We start from the raw sequence: 17,623 nt of genomic DNA on the forward strand, positions 1-17,623 counted from the left end.
TCTTTTTAAATCGATATATTAATTGTAAGGAAATAAAAAGGTGGAGGATTTTAATTGATTAAAGGAATATACGAAGCACATTTACCAGTGAGTAATTTACAACAATCTATCGAATTTTATGAAAAACTAGGATTGAAGTTAGCCTGGAGCGATGAGTCAACAGCATTCTTTTGGATTGAGGATGGGAAAAGTTGGCTAGGATTATGGGCGGGCTCTGAATACGAAACAAAATATCATCCTTCTTTACGTCATATTGCATTTAGAGTTTCATATGAGGATTTAAAAGAATCATTACATTGGTTACACTCACTTCAAATTAAAACCGTTCCGTTTGGAAGTAATGAATCTATTGAACCCTTTGTCCGTCCACATCAAGGTAATGCATCTGTTTATTTTATTGATCCAGATGGTAATAGCTTAGAACTTATTTGTCATATTGTTGTACCTAATGCACTAAAACATATAACTAATAAATTATCATTTAAAGATTGGGAGACACTATTAGCTGACACATTTGAATGAATATAAGCTATAAATCATAGTGGCTCGCCTTTATTTTTATAACATGTATAACAATCGTGAATAATAATGTCCTATCAATTTATCATTAAATAAATGTAAAAAATGACCCTATTTATTCATTTTTCATGCGTATGTATGTACATTTGTGAATTTATTCGATATATTATGGGTATTGAATGATTACGAAAAGTGTATAGGTCGCTTATATAACACCTTATATTTTTATATCCGTGAAAACTACAAAGTGTATGAAAATCCATTTGTCAAATGAATTTAGTGCGGAAGGAGGTTTGTGGTTACTTCATAGGGTATAATAATCAGTTTTTACTGATAAAAATATAGGAGGCGACATAATGTTTCGTACGATTTCAAATTTCATGAGAGTAGCTGAGATAAGAAGGAAAATCCTTTTTACACTAGCGATGTTAATCGTTTTTCGAATTGGCACGTTTATTCCAGTTCCTCATACTAACGCAGAGGTATTAAAAGTACAAGATCAAGCTAACGTTCTAGGTATGTTAAACGTATTTGGTGGAGGAGCATTGCAACATTTCTCAATCTTTGCTGTAGGTATTACACCATATATTACAGCTTCCATCATAGTACAATTACTACAAATGGATGTTATACCTAAGTTTTCGGAATGGGCAAAGCAAGGAGAACTGGGCCGTAAGAAATCAGCTCAATTCACTCGATACTTTACAATCATTCTCGCATTCATACAGGCCATCGGAATGTCTTATGGCTTTAATAATATAGCAGGTGGACAATTAATAACAGATCAAAGCTGGACTACATACTTATTTATTGCGACAGTTTTAACTGCAGGTACTGCATTTTTACTTTGGTTAGGCGAACAAATTACCGCTAACGGAGTTGGTAATGGTATTTCGATGATTATCTTCGCAGGTCTCGTTGCCGCGATTCCAAATGTTGCAAATCAAATTTATTTACAACAATTCCAAAATGCTGGCGATCAGCTATTCATGCACATAATAAAAATTGTTTTAATCGGACTCGTAATTTTAGCGATAGTTGTTGGCGTTATTTACATTCAACAAGCTGTACGTAAAATACCGATACAATATGCAAAAGCTGTTTCAGGAAACAATCAATATCAAGGAGCAAAAAACACTCATTTACCTCTTAAAGTAAATAGTGCTGGTGTTATACCAGTTATCTTTGCTTCTGCATTTTTAATGACGCCGCGTACAATTGCGCAGCTCTTCCCTGATTCAAGCATATCAAAATGGTTAGTTGCAAATCTTGATTTCGCACATCCAATTGGAATGACACTTTATGTCGGTCTTATCGTTGCTTTCACATACTTCTACGCATTTATTCAAGTAAATCCTGAACAAATGGCTGAGAATTTGAAAAAGCAAAATGGATATGTTCCTGGTATTCGTCCTGGTAAAGCAACTGAACAATATGTAACTAAAATTTTATACCGTTTAACATTTATTGGTGCAATTTTCTTAGGTGCAATTTCTATATTACCGCTCGTATTCACGAAAATTGCTACGTTACCACCTTCTGCCCAAATTGGTGGTACAAGCTTACTTATCATTGTCGGTGTAGCACTAGAAACTATGAAGACGTTAGAAAGCCAGCTTGTAAAACGTCATTATAAAGGTTTTATTAAAAAAGTGAATTAATTATAAAAAACACAGTTGGAAAAATAACCAACTGTGTTTTTTATTGTATCAGTCCTGTAATATACAGGGCTGTTGCTTTATTAAACTACATCTCCTTCTCTAATAACCGCCCTTTTTTGAAATAAGTCCGTAGTGTAGAACGATTGGCTAAAAATACACCAATCAATATAAAACAAGCCCCCATTCCCATTATAGGATTTAAAGGTTCTCCTAAAATGATATATCCCACAATTATTGCAATTAATGGTGATACATATAACCACGTCGATGGAAATACTGGATTTGTTTTTGATAAGAGCCAGTAATATAGTCCGTGTCCACCGATCGATCCGATAAATATGAGATATAAAATAGGCCATTGTACACTCCATGAAGTTAATACAGTTACATTTGGTTGTTCTACAATAATAGATGCGATTAGTAGTAAAATCCCTCCATAAAACATTTGAATACCGTTAATAAGAAATGGTGATACATTTGATAAATCTGAAAGTATTTCTTTCGAACGAATAGAGCCTATTCCGTAAAATAACTCTCCTATAACTAAAACAATACAAGCAATACTCCATATGAAACTTACTTGTTGATGCATTCCTGGTAAAGAAACAAATATAACACCTATTAGTGCGATAACTAAAGCAACGAGTTGCTCCTTTTGTAATTTCTCCCTATTCCTCTTTGCTTGTATTAATAAAATCATCATTGGTCCCGTAGCAGAAAGAACAGCAGCTAATCCCGAAGAAATATATTGTTCTGACCAATATAAACTTGCGAATGTCATAAATGTTAAACAAAATCCAGCATACATAATACGTTTTGAAAATATATGTGGCATAATTTCTTTTCGCTTTAATTTAAAAATAATCATAAGGATTATGCCCGCTAAAAAGAATCGAATTCCTGCTGAAAACAACGGTGGCGCCCCTGCTTCAATTCCAATTTTTATTGTTAAAAATGTTGTCCCGAAAATAATACATACTAAAATGTAATTAAAAATGACCATTTTTCTTCCTCCTTTTTACTCTTAAAATGAGTATAGAGGGTATGGTGTATAACAGTGTATCAATACATATAACAGTTACTTCAAGTTGTAGTTGATTCCCTATATATTTTTCGCTTTAATTAAATTAAAAAGAAAAATAGGTGAAACTATGAAGATTGTATTGCGTAAAGAATCAAACATACCGTATTACAAGCAAATATATATGCAAATTGTTGAAAGAGTACAAAGTGGTATGCTTTCACATGGTGAATCCCTTCCTTCTTTACGTTGTATGGCCACAGATTTACAAATCAATGTATTAACTGTTCGTAAAGCGTATAAACAGTTAGAAACGAAAGGGTATATACGCATCGAACAAGGAAAAGGTGCTTACATATATAAACGTGTAAAGAAAGATTTCAAACCGATACCGTATAAATGGCAACAATCAAGATCTATTAATGTTATGCGTTCTCAATATGCAATGAATAAGCACCGTAAATATTATGATTTTTCACAAGCAATTCTGTATCCTCGTCTGTTACCAAATCCATTTTTGGCAGACGAAATGCATAAATTGCTAGATAAAAATCCGATGTTGTTAGCAACTTATGGGCCAGTTCAAGGCGATTATGAACTGCGAGTTGAAATAGCAAATTACTTAAATGAACACCAGAAATTAGTGACGGACCCATCTCAATTATTAATTACAAGCGGAGCACAACAAGGAATTGATTTAATTGCTCAAACATTATTAAAACCTGGAGATATCGTATTAGTAGAAATTCCATGTTACAGTGCTGCGCTTGACGTTTTCATCAATAAAGGTGTTCAAATCATTCCTATTTCTCTTGATAATCATGGAGTTCGCTCCGACTTAATTGATGATATTTGTCAAAGTAAAAATCCTGTTTTATTGTATACAAATCCCACCTTCCAGAACCCGACAGGTACAGTAATGAGTAAAGAACGAAGAATGGAACTTATAGAACTAGCGGAGCTATATCAATTTTTTATCATTGAAGATGATTCTTTCGGAGAAATATATTTTGAAGGTGCTATAGTCCCACCACCAATCAAAAGTTTTGATAAGGATGGCCACGTGATATATATAAAAGGATTTAGTAAAACGTTAGCACCAGGACTCCGTATCGCAGCACTTTTTGCCGATGGTCCTATTTTTGAATGGCTATATGCAGTGAAAGGTTCCATGGATATCGGTAGTCCTTTATTAACACAGAAGGCACTTCTACCTTTCTTACGTGCGGAACGTATGAAAAATCATTTAGAAAAATTACGTACAGCTTTACAAATGAGACGTGATTTAACAATTGATATACTATCGCCATTAAAAGGACTAAACTTTGAGATACCAAATGGCGGTTTTAATTTATGGGTGAAACTGCCTGATTCGATAGATCCCTTTACCTTATTACAAAAAGCAAATGAAGTAGATGTCTCTTTTTTACCAGGAACAGCTTGTCTATTAAACTACGAAACAAATGATAACCAATTAAGAATTAGCTATTCAATGTTAAACGAGAAAGATATGGCAATTGGATTAGAGAAATTACATGATACAATACGAAACAGTATTTGTTAGAAGTAATAACACAATAGCCAACAATAAATAATACCCGAAAATGACAATGTGTAGTATGGGCTATTATTTATTGTTGAGCTTTTTCGTTATTCTTAACAACCGATTTTAAAACTTGTCTTTCTTTCAATTCTTCAACACTGCCATATCGATCAATAACAATTGCTTTCATTTACTCTCCTCCTTGCTGTTTATTTTAATAACATACAATTATTTCTCAAATTTTTTTGTCTTGAATTACCATATAATTATTTTTGGGGGTAATTATGCAAGAAGCATTATAAAGTGAAACTTTAATCAGCCCTCACCAATTGGGCTCCTACTGCTCGTTAATACTGGATGAATTTCAAAACAAATCTTACACACATCTTAGAATCATCCAAAACTGTTTTATTAATTAAATTCAAAAGAAATGAGGCTAACTATATGAGTGAAAAGATATTTAAAATAAACGGAATTGATATATGTACAGAAAGCTTTGGGAACCCTAAGAACCCTGCTATTTTATTAATTATGGGCGCTACATGTTCCATGGTTTATTGGGACGAAGAGTTTTGTGAGCTGTTGGCTAGTACGGGGAAATTTGTTATTCGCTTTGATAACCGTGATGTTGGACGCTCTGTTGCCTACGAACCTAGAACTTCCAATTATACAGTAACAGATATGGCTGAAGATGCAATTGGAGTACTAGATGCTTATCATATTGATAAAGCTCACCTATTTGGTATGTCATTAGGTGGTATGATTGCTCAAATTGCCGCTATAAAACATCCCGAAAGAATTTTGACGCTAACTTTACTAGCGACTAGTGTAATAGGATCTGATGACAATACTCGCGATTTACCTCCAATGGATGAAAGAATTTTAACACATCATGTAAATGGCACAAGTATAGATTGGACAAATAAAAACGATGTGGCAGAGTATTTAGTTTCAGGATCTCGTCTATTATGTGGATCAGAACGAATATTTGATGAAAATAGAGTTTATACACAAGTAAAACAAGAAATAGAACGCGCAAATAATTTATTAAGTATGTTTAATCATGCTTTACTTCAAGGTGATGATGCATATGAAGGTGTACTTCACTCCATACAAGCACCTACATTGGTTATTCACGGAACAGATGATACAGCACTCCCATTCGAACATGGCCTCGCACTAATTGATGAAATTCCAAACTCAGTACTATTAACTCTTAAAGGGGCAGGCCATGAAAACCATCCAGATGACTGGGAAAGCATAATTACTGCTGTTTCTAAACATACATCTGAAATTTAGACAAACAAATAATTAACAAAAGGGGCACAAATTATATTATGCCCCTTCTATTTACAAACAAAAACCCATCACTGTATTCGTATGTATAGTGATGGGACTTCTTATATTTTTCTATGTTTAAAAAAATGGACAATCTAATTGATCAACAGATTCCCATAATTTTTTTTTTGCATTTTCGGTGGATGTATTTGTTTCTAGTGTCATGTTTTTAAAAGGGTTTACTTCAACTTTTAATAAGGATGAAGGCTCCACATATAATGAGAAAACATGGCTGCTTGGTAAAGCTTTAGAAACGTCAATATCTCCTACTTGTTTAAATAGTTGCTGCGCAGCAAAAAAGAAGAAATTAGTTGGATTTGATTGTTTATTCAGCCACGCAAGCATTTCAGGTGATACCGATTTATGAATATTGATTTTTACTCGATCACCACGTTTATATCGCCTAGATCGCATACTTCCACCAACTAACTTATCGTTAAGTTTGTAAATCCTAACTCTTTTTGCTTATGCTCTCTATATTTTGGCGAACAAGTATAGACTAATAATCCTCGTGCATTGGTAAATAACGGATTATCTACAAAGATTACATTTTTGAGTCGTCCTTTTTGCTTTAAAATCATTTTTAAACTGTTTTTAATAATTACTGCACCACCGCCATAAATAAACACGTATGGATCGTCTTTCATATCATCAATTTTATTTATAATATCTGTTGCAACACGAGCTGCTAAACCTAATAGTGCCGGCTGTGATTCCTCAACTAATAAGGTATTTCTCGGATGCTTATCATTTAAATAAATTTGATTGAATTCTGTAATACTATCAATCGTCTTAGTTGGATACTTTCGGTTCCATCTCGTGATAATTTGTAATAACGTCTCTTTTACACCATAAGATAAACCTTTACTTAGTTGCGGACGGAAATTTACCCCTAATGAAACAACTTCTTCTGTCGTCCCTGCACCAATATCAAAAGAGAGTAGAGTCTTATCTACAAAATCAATTTCAGAAACTTGATTCGGCTCACATTCTATTTTATGTTTCACAACATTTCCTTCTTCATCGTATACAATGCCCCACGTCCCAGATGCGCCCTCAGGCAGGCATTTACAAAACTCAATTGAAACATTAATTGTCACATCGCGTCCGTTCGGATAATGGAAAATAACCTTATGATTTCCCATATAACGTTTTGCATTTTCAGCAGCTATTTCTTGTGTAATAAGCTGCATAGGAAGAGCGACAGATAAATCATAACGAATATTAATATGGCTAGAAGTTGGACTTTGACGCATAGCGCTTACCGCCAAACCTGATAGTATTGTAATAACCATTAACTCATCCGTTGACTTATTCGATTTCTTCTCTACCTCAGTACCTTTTAATTGATCTTGAATGACTTTTTCTCCAACGATGTATCGTACATTATTTAGCATTAACGATGGCGAACTTATAGTCACATCAATGTGGTTTTCTAATTCAGATAATGAAACATCTACCTCATCTAAGAGTCCTGTAGGCTCACCTATATATAAAGAATAAATACTCGGAATAAAAATAGGGTCTTGCCCTTTCACCATTAACTTCAAACCGTTGTTTCCTGCATCTGCACCAGCTTTTAAAAGTATAGACATAACTACCCCCTAAATTAATCTGACATCCCTTCCAAATATATGCGAGCCCATTCTTTTACATTCAAATGTATTGTAATTTTTTATTTATCATAAAACCAAAATATTGCATACTTACATATTTTATGTAAAAAGTATTTGACATGATACTTTTCCAATTTTATACTTATATTTGTAAAGAGTTTTTTACAATCGAGGGGGGCAATTATTTATTGAATACTAAAAAAACTATTTTTATCATCATTGTTTTAGCATTAATTGCAATAATAGTACATGGCACATATAAATACATCACTGAAGGTTCTATTTTGGGTAGTACGATTTTTGCTATTTCGTTAATACTTAGTAATTTAATTAATCACATTACTTGGGGAGATCCCCACGGTGTATCAGAAGAAAGTCAAGATGAAATGGGCCAACAAATTACATATAAAAGCTTTAAAATTGCGTATTTTGTGCTTGTAGTTATAATGTTCCTTTTATTAATCTTCTCCGAAGGATTTTCTATGGGGGCTAATTTAGATGGCGTTAAAAACCTCCCTCTGTTCATCGCAATTTGCTCTTCATTCTTTATTTATCCTATTGTCGAACTCATAGTTGCAAAACAATATAAGTAAAAAGATGAGGTTTTCTACATGTAGAAAACCTCATCTTTTTATATTTACATACTCTCTACAATTGCTTTTAATTTATTCACAGTCCGCCAATTCCTAACTGTAGCTGGTGTATGTAACTTCTGAAACTGGTTCATTAATTTAGAATTTCGAATGCTATTTTTGAAAAACAAATAAGCAACCTTCTCATCTATATAGCAATCTTCAAGTTCACTTTTAAATGTAAGCAATTGACTACTCTCTTCTTCAGAAAGTACATTAGCTAAAAAAGCAACATGAACACTTTCTCCTTCTAACAATGAATGAACTTCATACGGACATTGTTTAATAATATTTATAAATTCATCATGTGTTCTTAGCATGACTGGAACATCGAAATCAAATTCATTTTTCATTTCAGATTGTATTCGGTCCTTTAGAAAGTTTATACCTTCCTCAGATTCGAACACGATATTACCACTTTGTATATATGTTTTCACATGTTTTAATTCTATTGATTCAAACAATCGTTTTAAATCAGCCATTTTGATTACTTTATGTCCACCGACATTGATTCCTCTTAGTAGTGCAACATAAATTGTCATATTATTCCCCCACAATAAAATGAATTTATCAACTGAATTGATTTTCCCACTCATATTTCTCGGATATTTGTTTTAATTCTTCTAACATATCATGAATAGATAATACCTCAAATAAAATAATAGATTCACTTGAAAAATGGTGATGATAATGATCTGGTTTATAATCTTTTAAAACATTTTTATAACTCCAAAATTGCTTGTCTAATTCAGCAATAAGTTTAAAATGTTCCTCATCAATTTCATTACAACGGTTTCTCAATATAGCAATTATAGAATAAGTTGTTTGTTGTAATATTTCCCTTTCACTTTGTGACCAGTCACAGGTCTCAATTGACACTCGAGCTAAATTATCTATATGGTAAATGATTTGCTGTAATAAATGCAATTGCTTTTGTACAAGTAAAAAGCTTCTCATTTCCTTCTTTGTATGGTGATGATACTTCCAATCTTTCTGCTCATATTGAACAAATTGTATCGCCTTATGCAATAATAAAGTCAATTTAGATAGATCCTGAGCTGTCTCCTTTTTCATACCTTTTCCTGCAAGTAATGCAGTAATCCATTCTTCCATAATATTTGCTGTTTTAGCAAATAGATCCTCTGTACATCCAAAAATCGTTTTCGTGTAGTGTGGTGGGAAAATGAAAAAATTCACTAAAGTAGATACTATAATACCAGTAGATGTAGTAGCTAAACGAATTAAAAATGCAGTAAAATAATGATCTGCCGTAATTGGAATCATAGCTACAGCAGTTAAAGTCGCGACTAATGTTCCCGCATGTAACCTTAGTTTTTGACATGTAACAATCGTAAACATCGCAGCTAATGCATAAGAAATTGCTTGATGGCCTAGGAAAAATGTGAAAGTCATGGCATATGCCGATCCAATTGTTGAGGCCGGAAAGCGAATAAGCCCTTTTTTTATTGAGTCTGTTGCAGTTGGTTCAATTGTAACAATTGCTGTTATTACAGCAAAAATAGTTGGGATGTTAAAAAATTTACAAACTAACACTGTAAGAAAAACTGCAATCCCAGTTTTAATCACTCTTCCCCCAACAATATTCCATTGTCTATCTTGATTCATTTTTTATATCCTTCATTTCTGTTTCATTTTATATACATATATTATATATTGTTAAAATAAAAAAACCTACTATATGAATATTCAAGAGTAAGTTTTCTATCTCATTATTTCATTATAGGTAAATGCATTATTATTTGTTGGCCAATTGGTCCCATTCTTCTAAAACCTTTATCTTGGAAGCCGACTTTTGCATATAAATTTTGTGCAGGAATATTTCTTTCATTCACAGCAAGTACAACTTCATTTTTTATTGGAAAATAACGTTTTACAAACTCTTCTAATAATAACAATGACTTTTTAGCGTATCCCTTTCTTTGTCTATTGTGATTAATAGAAAATGATGTTAAAAGTAAAGCATCCTCATTATCCGTAAACTCCTTTACTCTATCTCCCGTTTGCAATGCGAAAAGACCAACCGGTACCCCATTGTAATCTAAAATAACAATCACATTTTTTGTACGATCACTTTTTGCTTTCTCCAGTAATGCGCTTGGATCTGATGTAAACTGAACTTGTTCACTTGGTAAAGTAAATGTTTGTATAACTTCTTTATATTTCTCCTTATACGGAACTAATTGAATTTCCCCTGTGTGTATGTTCATGCTAAACTCTCCCATTTTTTGCTTATTAACTTATACCTTGCTGTACTTTTGAATGCACTCTTCCATCTAAAAAGGTAATTTCAACAAATGAATTTGGATCGTTTCCTTTCCAAGAAAAAATTTGTTTAATTTGTGTAGAATGCTCTCCCCCTTCTTCTATAAGTAAATCCCCTTCACAACCAATTAAATCTTTTACTTCTGTATAAGTCATTCCTTCATTTATGTTCGAGAAATGGTTTATATTGATAGACGCTTTCTGTTGCCTTTCCATCACAGTAGAAGAAGTTGCTGTTTGATTTTTCACTTCTTTTCTCTTTTCACACGCTGTCATACTGAAACCTAAGCAAAAACTAAACAATATACATGCGCTTTTTTTCATCATAACAGTTGTCCCTCCCATCATAATTAAACCATATATTCCCTTAAAAATAAACTGAATATTTAATATTTTATTCAAAAACCTCGTACAATTAAGTACGAGGCTAATTTCATTTATTCAAATGATTATTTGATTGATCATCCTGTTCTTTTCTTAGCTCTTGTTTTTCATCTTTTGGTAATTGTTTATCATTATCTTTAATTGGATTCGTTTCTCTATTTTCAATCATATCATTTGGAACTTGTGGCATTACTCGGCCCACAATAGCCGCTAATTCATCTAGTATACCTTCACCTGTTTTTCCTTTTTTAATTTGCTTTCCAATTTGTTTGAGGCGTTCATACGTATCAACATCTGCTACAACGACTGCATTAGCACCGTCAGGATCATTTTTTAAACTTTCTGCAACAGAGTATTTAATTGATTCAACTCGAGTTCGATCAAGTTTTGCTTTTACGTCTATACCTACAATTGCATATTTGCCGACTACTACGGCTGTCGCATCATTCACACCTGGCACACTTGCAGCTAAAGATGCTAAATGATCTGCTGCTTTTTCATTTGGCTTATTTAATTTATTCGTATAATTAACATTTTTCATTGAGACATTTTTTTGTTCCGGCTTTTCGTTTGGATTGTCTTTTTTTCCAATACTGCATCCAGTTATAACGAAGCAAAGCATCAATATATATATTAGAGTTTTCATTATTTTCACCACTTCACTATTAAGGTTTAATCATAAATTTTTTCAACAGCTTGCATTTTCTTTACCTTTTCTTCGGCCCCACTATTAGCATTAATGAATATTTGGTACGTATCTTTTCCTAAAGTACCTACAAATTCATAGCAAAGTACTTCATTATGCAAATCATTGACTACTACAGCTTTACGTTCTTCCATTACTTTCACATCCGGATTGATTTTCTTTCTTGCTTCTGCTACAGTTAACTTTGCCGATGGAACTGTTCGTTTTTGATGCGACGCTAAATATTCTTTTGCGGAGAACCCTACGATAGAACCGTCATCTAAAGCAATTTTCATTTGGATTGCTTCTGGATGAATTCGTACTCCATTTTCATTTACTACATACGTAAACACACCAACATTATCATATTGAGAGCTATCATAAAGCTCCATATTATTAAACTTATGGTCCTTTAAAAATTTCAAACCTTTACTACCTGCATCGTTTAAACTAACTTTCTGTTCTTTAATTTCGCGGTTATTCATAACCCAAATTGGATATCCGCCTTTTCCCGTAATATCCATATAAAACTCATTGTTCGTTGCTTCATCTTTAATTTTCACACTATAGAAAGATTCTTTCGCACCTTTTCCGCTTTTCTCAACATCTACTTTTTCATTTCCTTTTAAATTCAAAAACGATTTTGCAATTTTCGCCGCTTCATCTTTAGAAATTGCCTTTCCTTGCGCTTCAAATCCGCCTTTTTTATTTTTTTGCGCACTTGTAAAGGTCGGTCCGAAGTTTGTAGAAGAATATGATGTTACGTTTTTCTCTACAGTTTTCAATCCATCAATAATTGTGTTATCTGCTGGATCGCGATTTGATGCAAGTGCCATTTCTACATCCATCCAGCGTAAATTATTTTTCAAAACAAGATGTTGTACTTTTCTTAGTTCATCTTGTATATTTCCTGCATTTGAATATAAAGTTTGCAACGTTTTATATTCTTGCTCATTTAAAGGCTCTTTTTCTAAATCACGAATGGCTGCACGGTAACTAAAATCACCGATATTCGCTAAAAATTCTTCCGTTTTATTAAATGGCATTAATGTTAAAGGAAGTTGCCCTACATCTGAGCGAGCTTCAGATGTTAAACGCCATACATCCGCTAATGCAGGTGATAAAGATGATCGTGAATTCATCGCAAGTGTTGTGCCAATTTTATCGTGTAATAAATCGACTTCGTATGCTAAATCATGGAATGCACGTTGATAGCTATTTTCCGCTCTAATTAAAACCGCATTTTTCTCTTGGTGCTCTTTATAGCCCCAGTATCCTGTTCCTACTACACCGACTGTTAATAATACAATGATAATACCTCGTAACATTGTCCCACCTCCGCTCTATTTACAGAAAATATGTTTACCGATTTTTTTAATTTGTGGACGAGTCCAAATCCATTTACTAGTCGCAGTATCTGGATTGAAATAATATAAAGCATTTCCTGTTGGATCCCATCCATTAATCGCATCTAATACAGCTTTTTTCGCTGTTTCATTTGGCGTTAAATATATTTGCCCATCCGCAACTGCCGTAAAGGCTCTTGGCTCAAATATTACTCCTGAAACGGTATTTGGAAATGATGCACTTGTAACACGATTTAAAATAACAGCAGCTACTGCAACTTGTCCTAAATACGGTTCACCACGTGATTCCCCGTATACTGCGTTTGCCATGAGTTGAATGTCATTTTGCGAATAACCATTCGGAACATTTGTCCCTTTATTTTGAGATGGTTTATTTTTTTGTGCAGTACTACCACTATTTCCTTTATTGGCAGTGGACTTGTCATACTTCGTTGCCTTCACGAGCATTTGCTTCGTTTTAGCTCCAGCTAAACCATCAACGGGTAATCCGAATTTCTCTTGAAAATTCCGAAGTGCCCAATATGTACCCCATCCGAAAACACCATCCACTTTTCCCGTATAAAATCCGTTATATTTCAAACGAGATTGCAGTTCAATGACATCTTCGCCAGATGCTCCTCTTTGAATGACTTGATTAGAAAAAGCTTCTACATTCTTTAGTTGTATACTACTGACCATTAAAGACAGTCCTATGAACGCAAGTAAAACTGCTATTTTAAAAATAGCTTTTTGGCGCATACTTTTCCCTCCTTAATTACAGAAATGATTTCTTGGTTATGTTTTGTAAAAGCCTCGCTTTTATGTAAAGAAGACAAAAAAATCCAAACTAATATCGTTGAAAAAATATGTAAACAATATAAAAAAAGGATAAAAGGAGTTCATCATGAAAAAATCGTTAAAACGTGTCGCACTCGTCATTCTGTTCCTAACAACATGTTCAAATATATATACAGGCTCATCAATTGTTCATGCGCAGCCGCCGTATGCCAAATGGGGTAAACTTGCCGTAGAAAAGACGAAAGAACAATACCCAAAAGCAGAAATTATTGATTATCTACATATAGGTAGAAAACCCAAAACAGTTCAAATAACTGTTGAAAAATTTAAATTGTGGTTACGTGAAGATGGAAAAGAATATGGTGTTTTTGTTGATGTAGAATTTGAAACGAAGACGGAGAAATTTATAAAGTTGTCGTTTCAGAAGACGAGTAGATAAAGTGAACCCCCACTGTTAAAAACAGAAACAGTGGGGTTCTTGCATTTCTAAAATTCTTTCCTAAAATTTCGATTCCCTAAAAATCTTACCAATATACAAATAGCGCCAATTACAACAGCTATCCCTATACTATATAAAAGGACTCTACCATATCCTCCTATTCTCGGATCTAAAAAAGGATATGGATACCAATTTACGATTGGACCACGTAATAAGCTATATACAACGTAAAAAAACGGGAATAAGAGCCAACTTGCAGCTTTTTTCCAGGTGATTTTCTTATTTGGTGGATTTAAAATCCAATCTAAAAGCATGGTAATTGGCATGATATAATGCAGCACCGTATTTACCCATGGTATTGCAGTTTGAAGTGATTCTTCTAATCCTCTTAATAGTAAAAAATAAATTAGTCCTGTCGTAAGTATATATACCGTTGCCGCACCACGAAGTATACCAAACTGCTCTGATCGACCAAATGTAGCTGTTCCGATACTGCTTAAAAGGAGAATACATGCAACTAAAATGTTACTTTCGATCGTAAAGAAACTAAAAAAGTTAACTGGATTGAACGGTTTCACTTGTGCCCTGATTATGAATTGCGTAATAATGGCGCTACATGCTAGAAGACTTAAACATAATCTAAATAAAGATAAAGTTTTTTCACCCCTCATACATTCCCTCCTTTTCTTATAAATAATTAGAATTTCCCTGTACATGCTCAATAAATAATTTTAATGGAACGAGCCCACGCTTTGGCATATGACTACTTATAATAGCTACTACTTCTAACTGAGGAATGATAACGATGTATTGTCCGCCATATCCCATAGCGAAATATATACAATACGGTATGTGAAATCTTTCGTTATGTAATACCCACCAGTGATATCCATAGGCACCGACATGTTCATATGTTTCAAATTGCGCCCTGCTTGACTCTTCTAACCATTGTGCTGATACAATTTCTTTCCCATTCCAATATCCATTTTGTAAACATAATTTTCCTAATTTTAATAAATCTGTAGATTTCATTTTCATACCGAAGCCGCCAACATATATACCCTGCGGATCTTGTTGCCATTCGTATTCGTTAATTTCTAATGGATCAAATAAATATTTCTTTGCAAACCGCTCTGTCGACATTCCAGTAGCTTCTTGAATAATATAGCTCAGTAAATGAGAAGAACCTGAATTATAATTCATTTTTGTAGCAGGTTTTTCAATTATTGGCTTTTCTAATATGTACTGTACCCAGTTCTCTGATTCTACAAAGTCATTTGGGAATACTACTCCATTCCCAAACTCTTTCCAATCCTCACCAGTAGTCATTGTTAATAAGTGATAAAGCGTCAAATCATGTTTTTCCCCAGGTACATTTTCAATCCACTCTGTAATCGGTGTATGTATATCATTTATATAGCCCTTATCAATTGCAATACCAATTAATAAAGATACGATACTTTTTGTAATCGAATTTATTTTATATAAGTTATTTGTACATTCAGGTGTTTTATAATACTCAGTTGTTAATTCCCCTCGTATATTAATATTTAAGCCCTATCTCAGGCTTAGTTTTTCTCTCTAATAAGAGTCCAGTAATAAAGAAAATACTTGGACGTCTCAAGATATTTCTAGATAATGGTCTTAGGATCATTTGGGACAATTCTGTATTCCCCTGTGGATTTACCACACGAAAAGAGTGTTTCTCAGTGAACGCGCGGGGCTCCCTACTCGCAGGCTGAGCAGCCTGATCCTCGAACCTAGATGTTAGTAGCTCTAGGGCGGCTTTCGATTCAGGACTAGCTCTTATACACGAGGTTGTTGGTCGGCGTACACACTAGAGATATCTCGAGACGTCCAAGCAATGATTCTAAATCGAAAGGAGGTCTCTTACGTGAGATTATTTGTTGGTCTAGATGTAAGTTCGTTTGATATGAAAGTTTGCTTTTTAAATGGTGAAGGAGAAAAGCTAGATTCTTTTTCAGTCAGTAATGACTTACCAGGTGCACAGGTACTTAAAGAACGATTATTACAGTGCACAACCAATCAAGAGGTTGAAACTTTAAAAATCGGCTTAGAATCTACATCTGTTTACAGTTTTCACCCATCCATGTTTCTCCATCATGACGAAGACTTAAAAAGATTTGGCACAAAGGTATTTCTTCTAAATCCAAAACAAGTCGCAAACTTCAAGAAAAGTTATTCAGACATGAATAAGACTGACGAAATTGATGCCTTTGTCATCGCTGATTATTTACGATTTGGGCGAAATCAAATGTCCATCGTGAAAGAAAGTCAATACGTGGCATTACAGCAATTAACAAGAGCTCGTTATCAACTCGTTAGAATGTTGACAAAGGAGAAACAACATTTTCTACAACACCTAAGTTATAAATGTAATACGTTCTCACAAGAAGTCGATTCTTCTATATTTGGTAACGCCATGATGGAATTGTTCCTTGAAAAATTCAGTCTAGAAGAGCTAGCTGACATGCCTTTAGAGGAACTCGCTGAGTTCCTACAGGAAAAGAGTAAAAATCGATTTGGTGACCCGAAATGTGTCGCATCAACCATTCAAAAGGCTGTTCGCACGTCGTACCGTTTAGATAAGGTGGTAGAAGACTCAATCGATATTCTTTTAGGAACATCAATCGAAATCATTCGTACCTATCAAAGACAAATTAAAGAACTAGAAAAATCTATTAAGCGGATCATGGCTGGATTAACGCAAACATTAGAATCCATTCCTGGAATCGGGCCTATATATGCCGCTGGTATTATCGCTGAAATTGGCCAAATCGAAAGATTTGACGATGAAACCAAAATCGCAAAATATGCCGGGTTATATTGGCGTACATACCAGTCTGGCCGGTTCACCGCTGAAAATACTTCATTATCTCGTAATGGGAATCATTACTTGCGGTATTACTTAGTTGAAGCCGCCAACTCTGTAAGAAAGCATGTATTGGAATACCAAGAATATTACGCAAAAAAGTATAATGAAGTACCAAAACATCAACACAAACGTGCACTCGTTCTAACCGCAAGAAAATTTGTGCGATTGGTGGATGCGCTACTACGTAATCACCAACTCTTTACGCCTGAAAGGTGTGTGAAAGTGTGACATAAAACTTGTCATCGCTACCTTTCAATCAATTCCAGTATTTTACATGCGGTGCTGGTCTAGTTTCGTGATGTCTTTTTTAAGCAATTTGTCCTTTGATAACTTCAAAATATATTATTTTTCAGTTGACATACTACCGCAGGTCTTTTTGATAAACAAGAAATGTATTCACTTTTTTCTTTTCGAATTTATTTTCTAGTTGCTTGAAATCCAAAAACTTTACCTCCATTTAAA

18 protein-coding genes and 1 pseudogene are annotated in these 17,623 nt (G+C 33.9%); 7 read left to right on the forward strand and 12 right to left on the reverse strand.

Features of this window, described 5'->3' with window-relative positions; genetic code table 11:
- The first annotated feature begins 54 nt into the window (after positions 1-54).
- Both MHI28_RS03200 and secY read left to right on the forward strand, forming a co-directional pair.
- Positions 55-522 carry a VOC family protein gene (locus MHI28_RS03200; RefSeq protein ID WP_000589638.1) on the forward strand — a complete coding sequence of 156 codons (468 nt, stop codon included), beginning with the start codon at positions 55-57 and terminating at the stop codon, positions 520-522.
- 353 nt (positions 523-875) lie between these two features.
- Entirely contained in the window at positions 876-2,180 is a 1,305-nt protein-coding gene (gene secY / locus MHI28_RS03205) for a preprotein translocase subunit SecY (protein WP_340827610.1), read from the forward strand.
- A gap of 85 nt (positions 2,181-2,265) precedes the next feature.
- Here the strand turns inward: secY and MHI28_RS03210 are convergent, their stop codons facing one another.
- Positions 2,266-3,183 carry a DMT family transporter gene (locus MHI28_RS03210; RefSeq protein WP_000234335.1) on the reverse strand — a complete coding sequence of 306 codons (918 nt, stop codon included), beginning with the start codon at positions 3,181-3,183 and terminating at the stop codon, positions 2,266-2,268.
- A gap of 148 nt (positions 3,184-3,331) precedes the next feature.
- On the opposite strand from MHI28_RS03210, the gene pdxR reads away from it, so the two are divergent.
- Positions 3,332-4,765, forward strand: coding sequence for a MocR-like pyridoxine biosynthesis transcription factor PdxR (gene pdxR / locus MHI28_RS03215; protein WP_000706773.1), 1,434 nt, complete (start codon positions 3,332-3,334; stop codon positions 4,763-4,765).
- Positions 4,766-5,188: 423 nt separating this feature from the next.
- Complete coding sequence (locus tag MHI28_RS03220; protein WP_001290769.1) at positions 5,189-6,043, forward strand: alpha/beta fold hydrolase; 855 nt, start codon at positions 5,189-5,191, stop codon at positions 6,041-6,043.
- 117 nt (positions 6,044-6,160) lie between these two features.
- Here MHI28_RS03220 and MHI28_RS03225 read toward each other — a convergent pair whose 3' ends face one another.
- Together MHI28_RS03225 and MHI28_RS03230 are read right to left on the reverse strand one after the other, a co-directional pair.
- Positions 6,161-6,496: a hypothetical protein gene (locus MHI28_RS03225; RefSeq protein ID WP_001257762.1), complete on the reverse strand. Its 336-nt coding sequence runs from the start codon at positions 6,494-6,496 to the stop codon at positions 6,161-6,163.
- Positions 6,497-6,507: 11 nt separating this feature from the next.
- Positions 6,508-7,677, reverse strand: a complete 1,170-nt coding sequence (locus MHI28_RS03230) for a ParM/StbA family protein (protein ID WP_000025620.1) — start codon at positions 7,675-7,677, stop codon at positions 6,508-6,510.
- Between the two features lie 209 nt (positions 7,678-7,886).
- Between MHI28_RS03230 and MHI28_RS03235 the strand changes: the two genes are divergently transcribed.
- The gene (locus MHI28_RS03235) at positions 7,887-8,291 is read left to right on the forward strand and encodes a hypothetical protein (protein WP_001093136.1); all 405 of its coding nucleotides are present in this window, start codon (positions 7,887-7,889) and stop codon (positions 8,289-8,291) included.
- 44 nt (positions 8,292-8,335) lie between these two features.
- On the opposite strand, the gene MHI28_RS03240 is transcribed toward MHI28_RS03235, so the two are convergent.
- From MHI28_RS03240 to sleB, 7 genes are all read right to left on the reverse strand, one after another.
- On the reverse strand, positions 8,336-8,872 hold the full coding sequence (locus tag MHI28_RS03240) for a DUF1697 domain-containing protein (protein WP_000158574.1): 537 nt from the start codon (positions 8,870-8,872) through the stop codon (positions 8,336-8,338).
- A 28-nt stretch (positions 8,873-8,900) separates the two neighbouring features.
- A complete protein-coding gene (locus MHI28_RS03245; protein ID WP_001070857.1) occupies positions 8,901-9,956 on the reverse strand; it encodes an aromatic acid exporter family protein in 1,056 nt (351 codons plus the stop codon).
- 104 nt (positions 9,957-10,060) lie between these two features.
- Entirely contained in the window at positions 10,061-10,573 is a 513-nt protein-coding gene (locus MHI28_RS03250; protein WP_003278429.1) for a GNAT family N-acetyltransferase, read from the reverse strand.
- Between the two features lie 10 nt (positions 10,574-10,583).
- Positions 10,584-10,940, reverse strand: coding sequence for a hypothetical protein (locus MHI28_RS03255; RefSeq protein WP_000976436.1), 357 nt, complete (start codon positions 10,938-10,940; stop codon positions 10,584-10,586).
- A gap of 106 nt (positions 10,941-11,046) precedes the next feature.
- Positions 11,047-11,643, reverse strand: a complete 597-nt coding sequence (locus MHI28_RS03260) for a YhcN/YlaJ family sporulation lipoprotein (protein ID WP_000854051.1) — start codon at positions 11,641-11,643, stop codon at positions 11,047-11,049.
- Positions 11,644-11,669: 26 nt separating this feature from the next.
- A complete protein-coding gene (ypeB, locus tag MHI28_RS03265) occupies positions 11,670-13,010 on the reverse strand; it encodes a germination protein YpeB (protein WP_000943736.1) in 1,341 nt (446 codons plus the stop codon).
- Positions 13,011-13,025: 15 nt separating this feature from the next.
- The gene (gene sleB, locus MHI28_RS03270) at positions 13,026-13,787 is read right to left on the reverse strand and encodes a spore cortex-lytic enzyme (RefSeq protein ID WP_001249046.1); all 762 of its coding nucleotides are present in this window, start codon (positions 13,785-13,787) and stop codon (positions 13,026-13,028) included.
- 145 nt (positions 13,788-13,932) lie between these two features.
- Between sleB and MHI28_RS03275 the strand changes: the two genes are divergently transcribed.
- Positions 13,933-14,265, forward strand: a complete 333-nt coding sequence (locus MHI28_RS03275) for a DUF3889 domain-containing protein (protein ID WP_000749154.1) — start codon at positions 13,933-13,935, stop codon at positions 14,263-14,265.
- 47 nt (positions 14,266-14,312) lie between these two features.
- On the opposite strand, the gene MHI28_RS03280 is transcribed toward MHI28_RS03275, so the two are convergent.
- Complete coding sequence (locus tag MHI28_RS03280) at positions 14,313-14,936, reverse strand: Pr6Pr family membrane protein (protein ID WP_001213866.1); 624 nt, start codon at positions 14,934-14,936, stop codon at positions 14,313-14,315.
- Positions 14,937-14,952: 16 nt separating this feature from the next.
- Positions 14,953-15,804: pseudogene (locus MHI28_RS03285) on the reverse strand (serine hydrolase domain-containing protein); the annotation flags it as partial.
- A 355-nt stretch (positions 15,805-16,159) separates the two neighbouring features.
- Between MHI28_RS03285 and MHI28_RS03290 the strand changes: the two are divergent.
- Positions 16,160-17,389: an IS110 family transposase gene (locus MHI28_RS03290; RefSeq protein ID WP_100909797.1), complete on the forward strand. Its 1,230-nt coding sequence runs from the start codon at positions 16,160-16,162 to the stop codon at positions 17,387-17,389.
- Positions 17,390-17,623 lie beyond the last annotated feature (234 nt).

This window comes from Bacillus sp. FSL K6-0268 (genome assembly GCF_038005425.1).
Lineage (GTDB): Bacteria > Bacillota > Bacilli > Bacillales > Bacillaceae_G > Bacillus_A > Bacillus_A thuringiensis_S.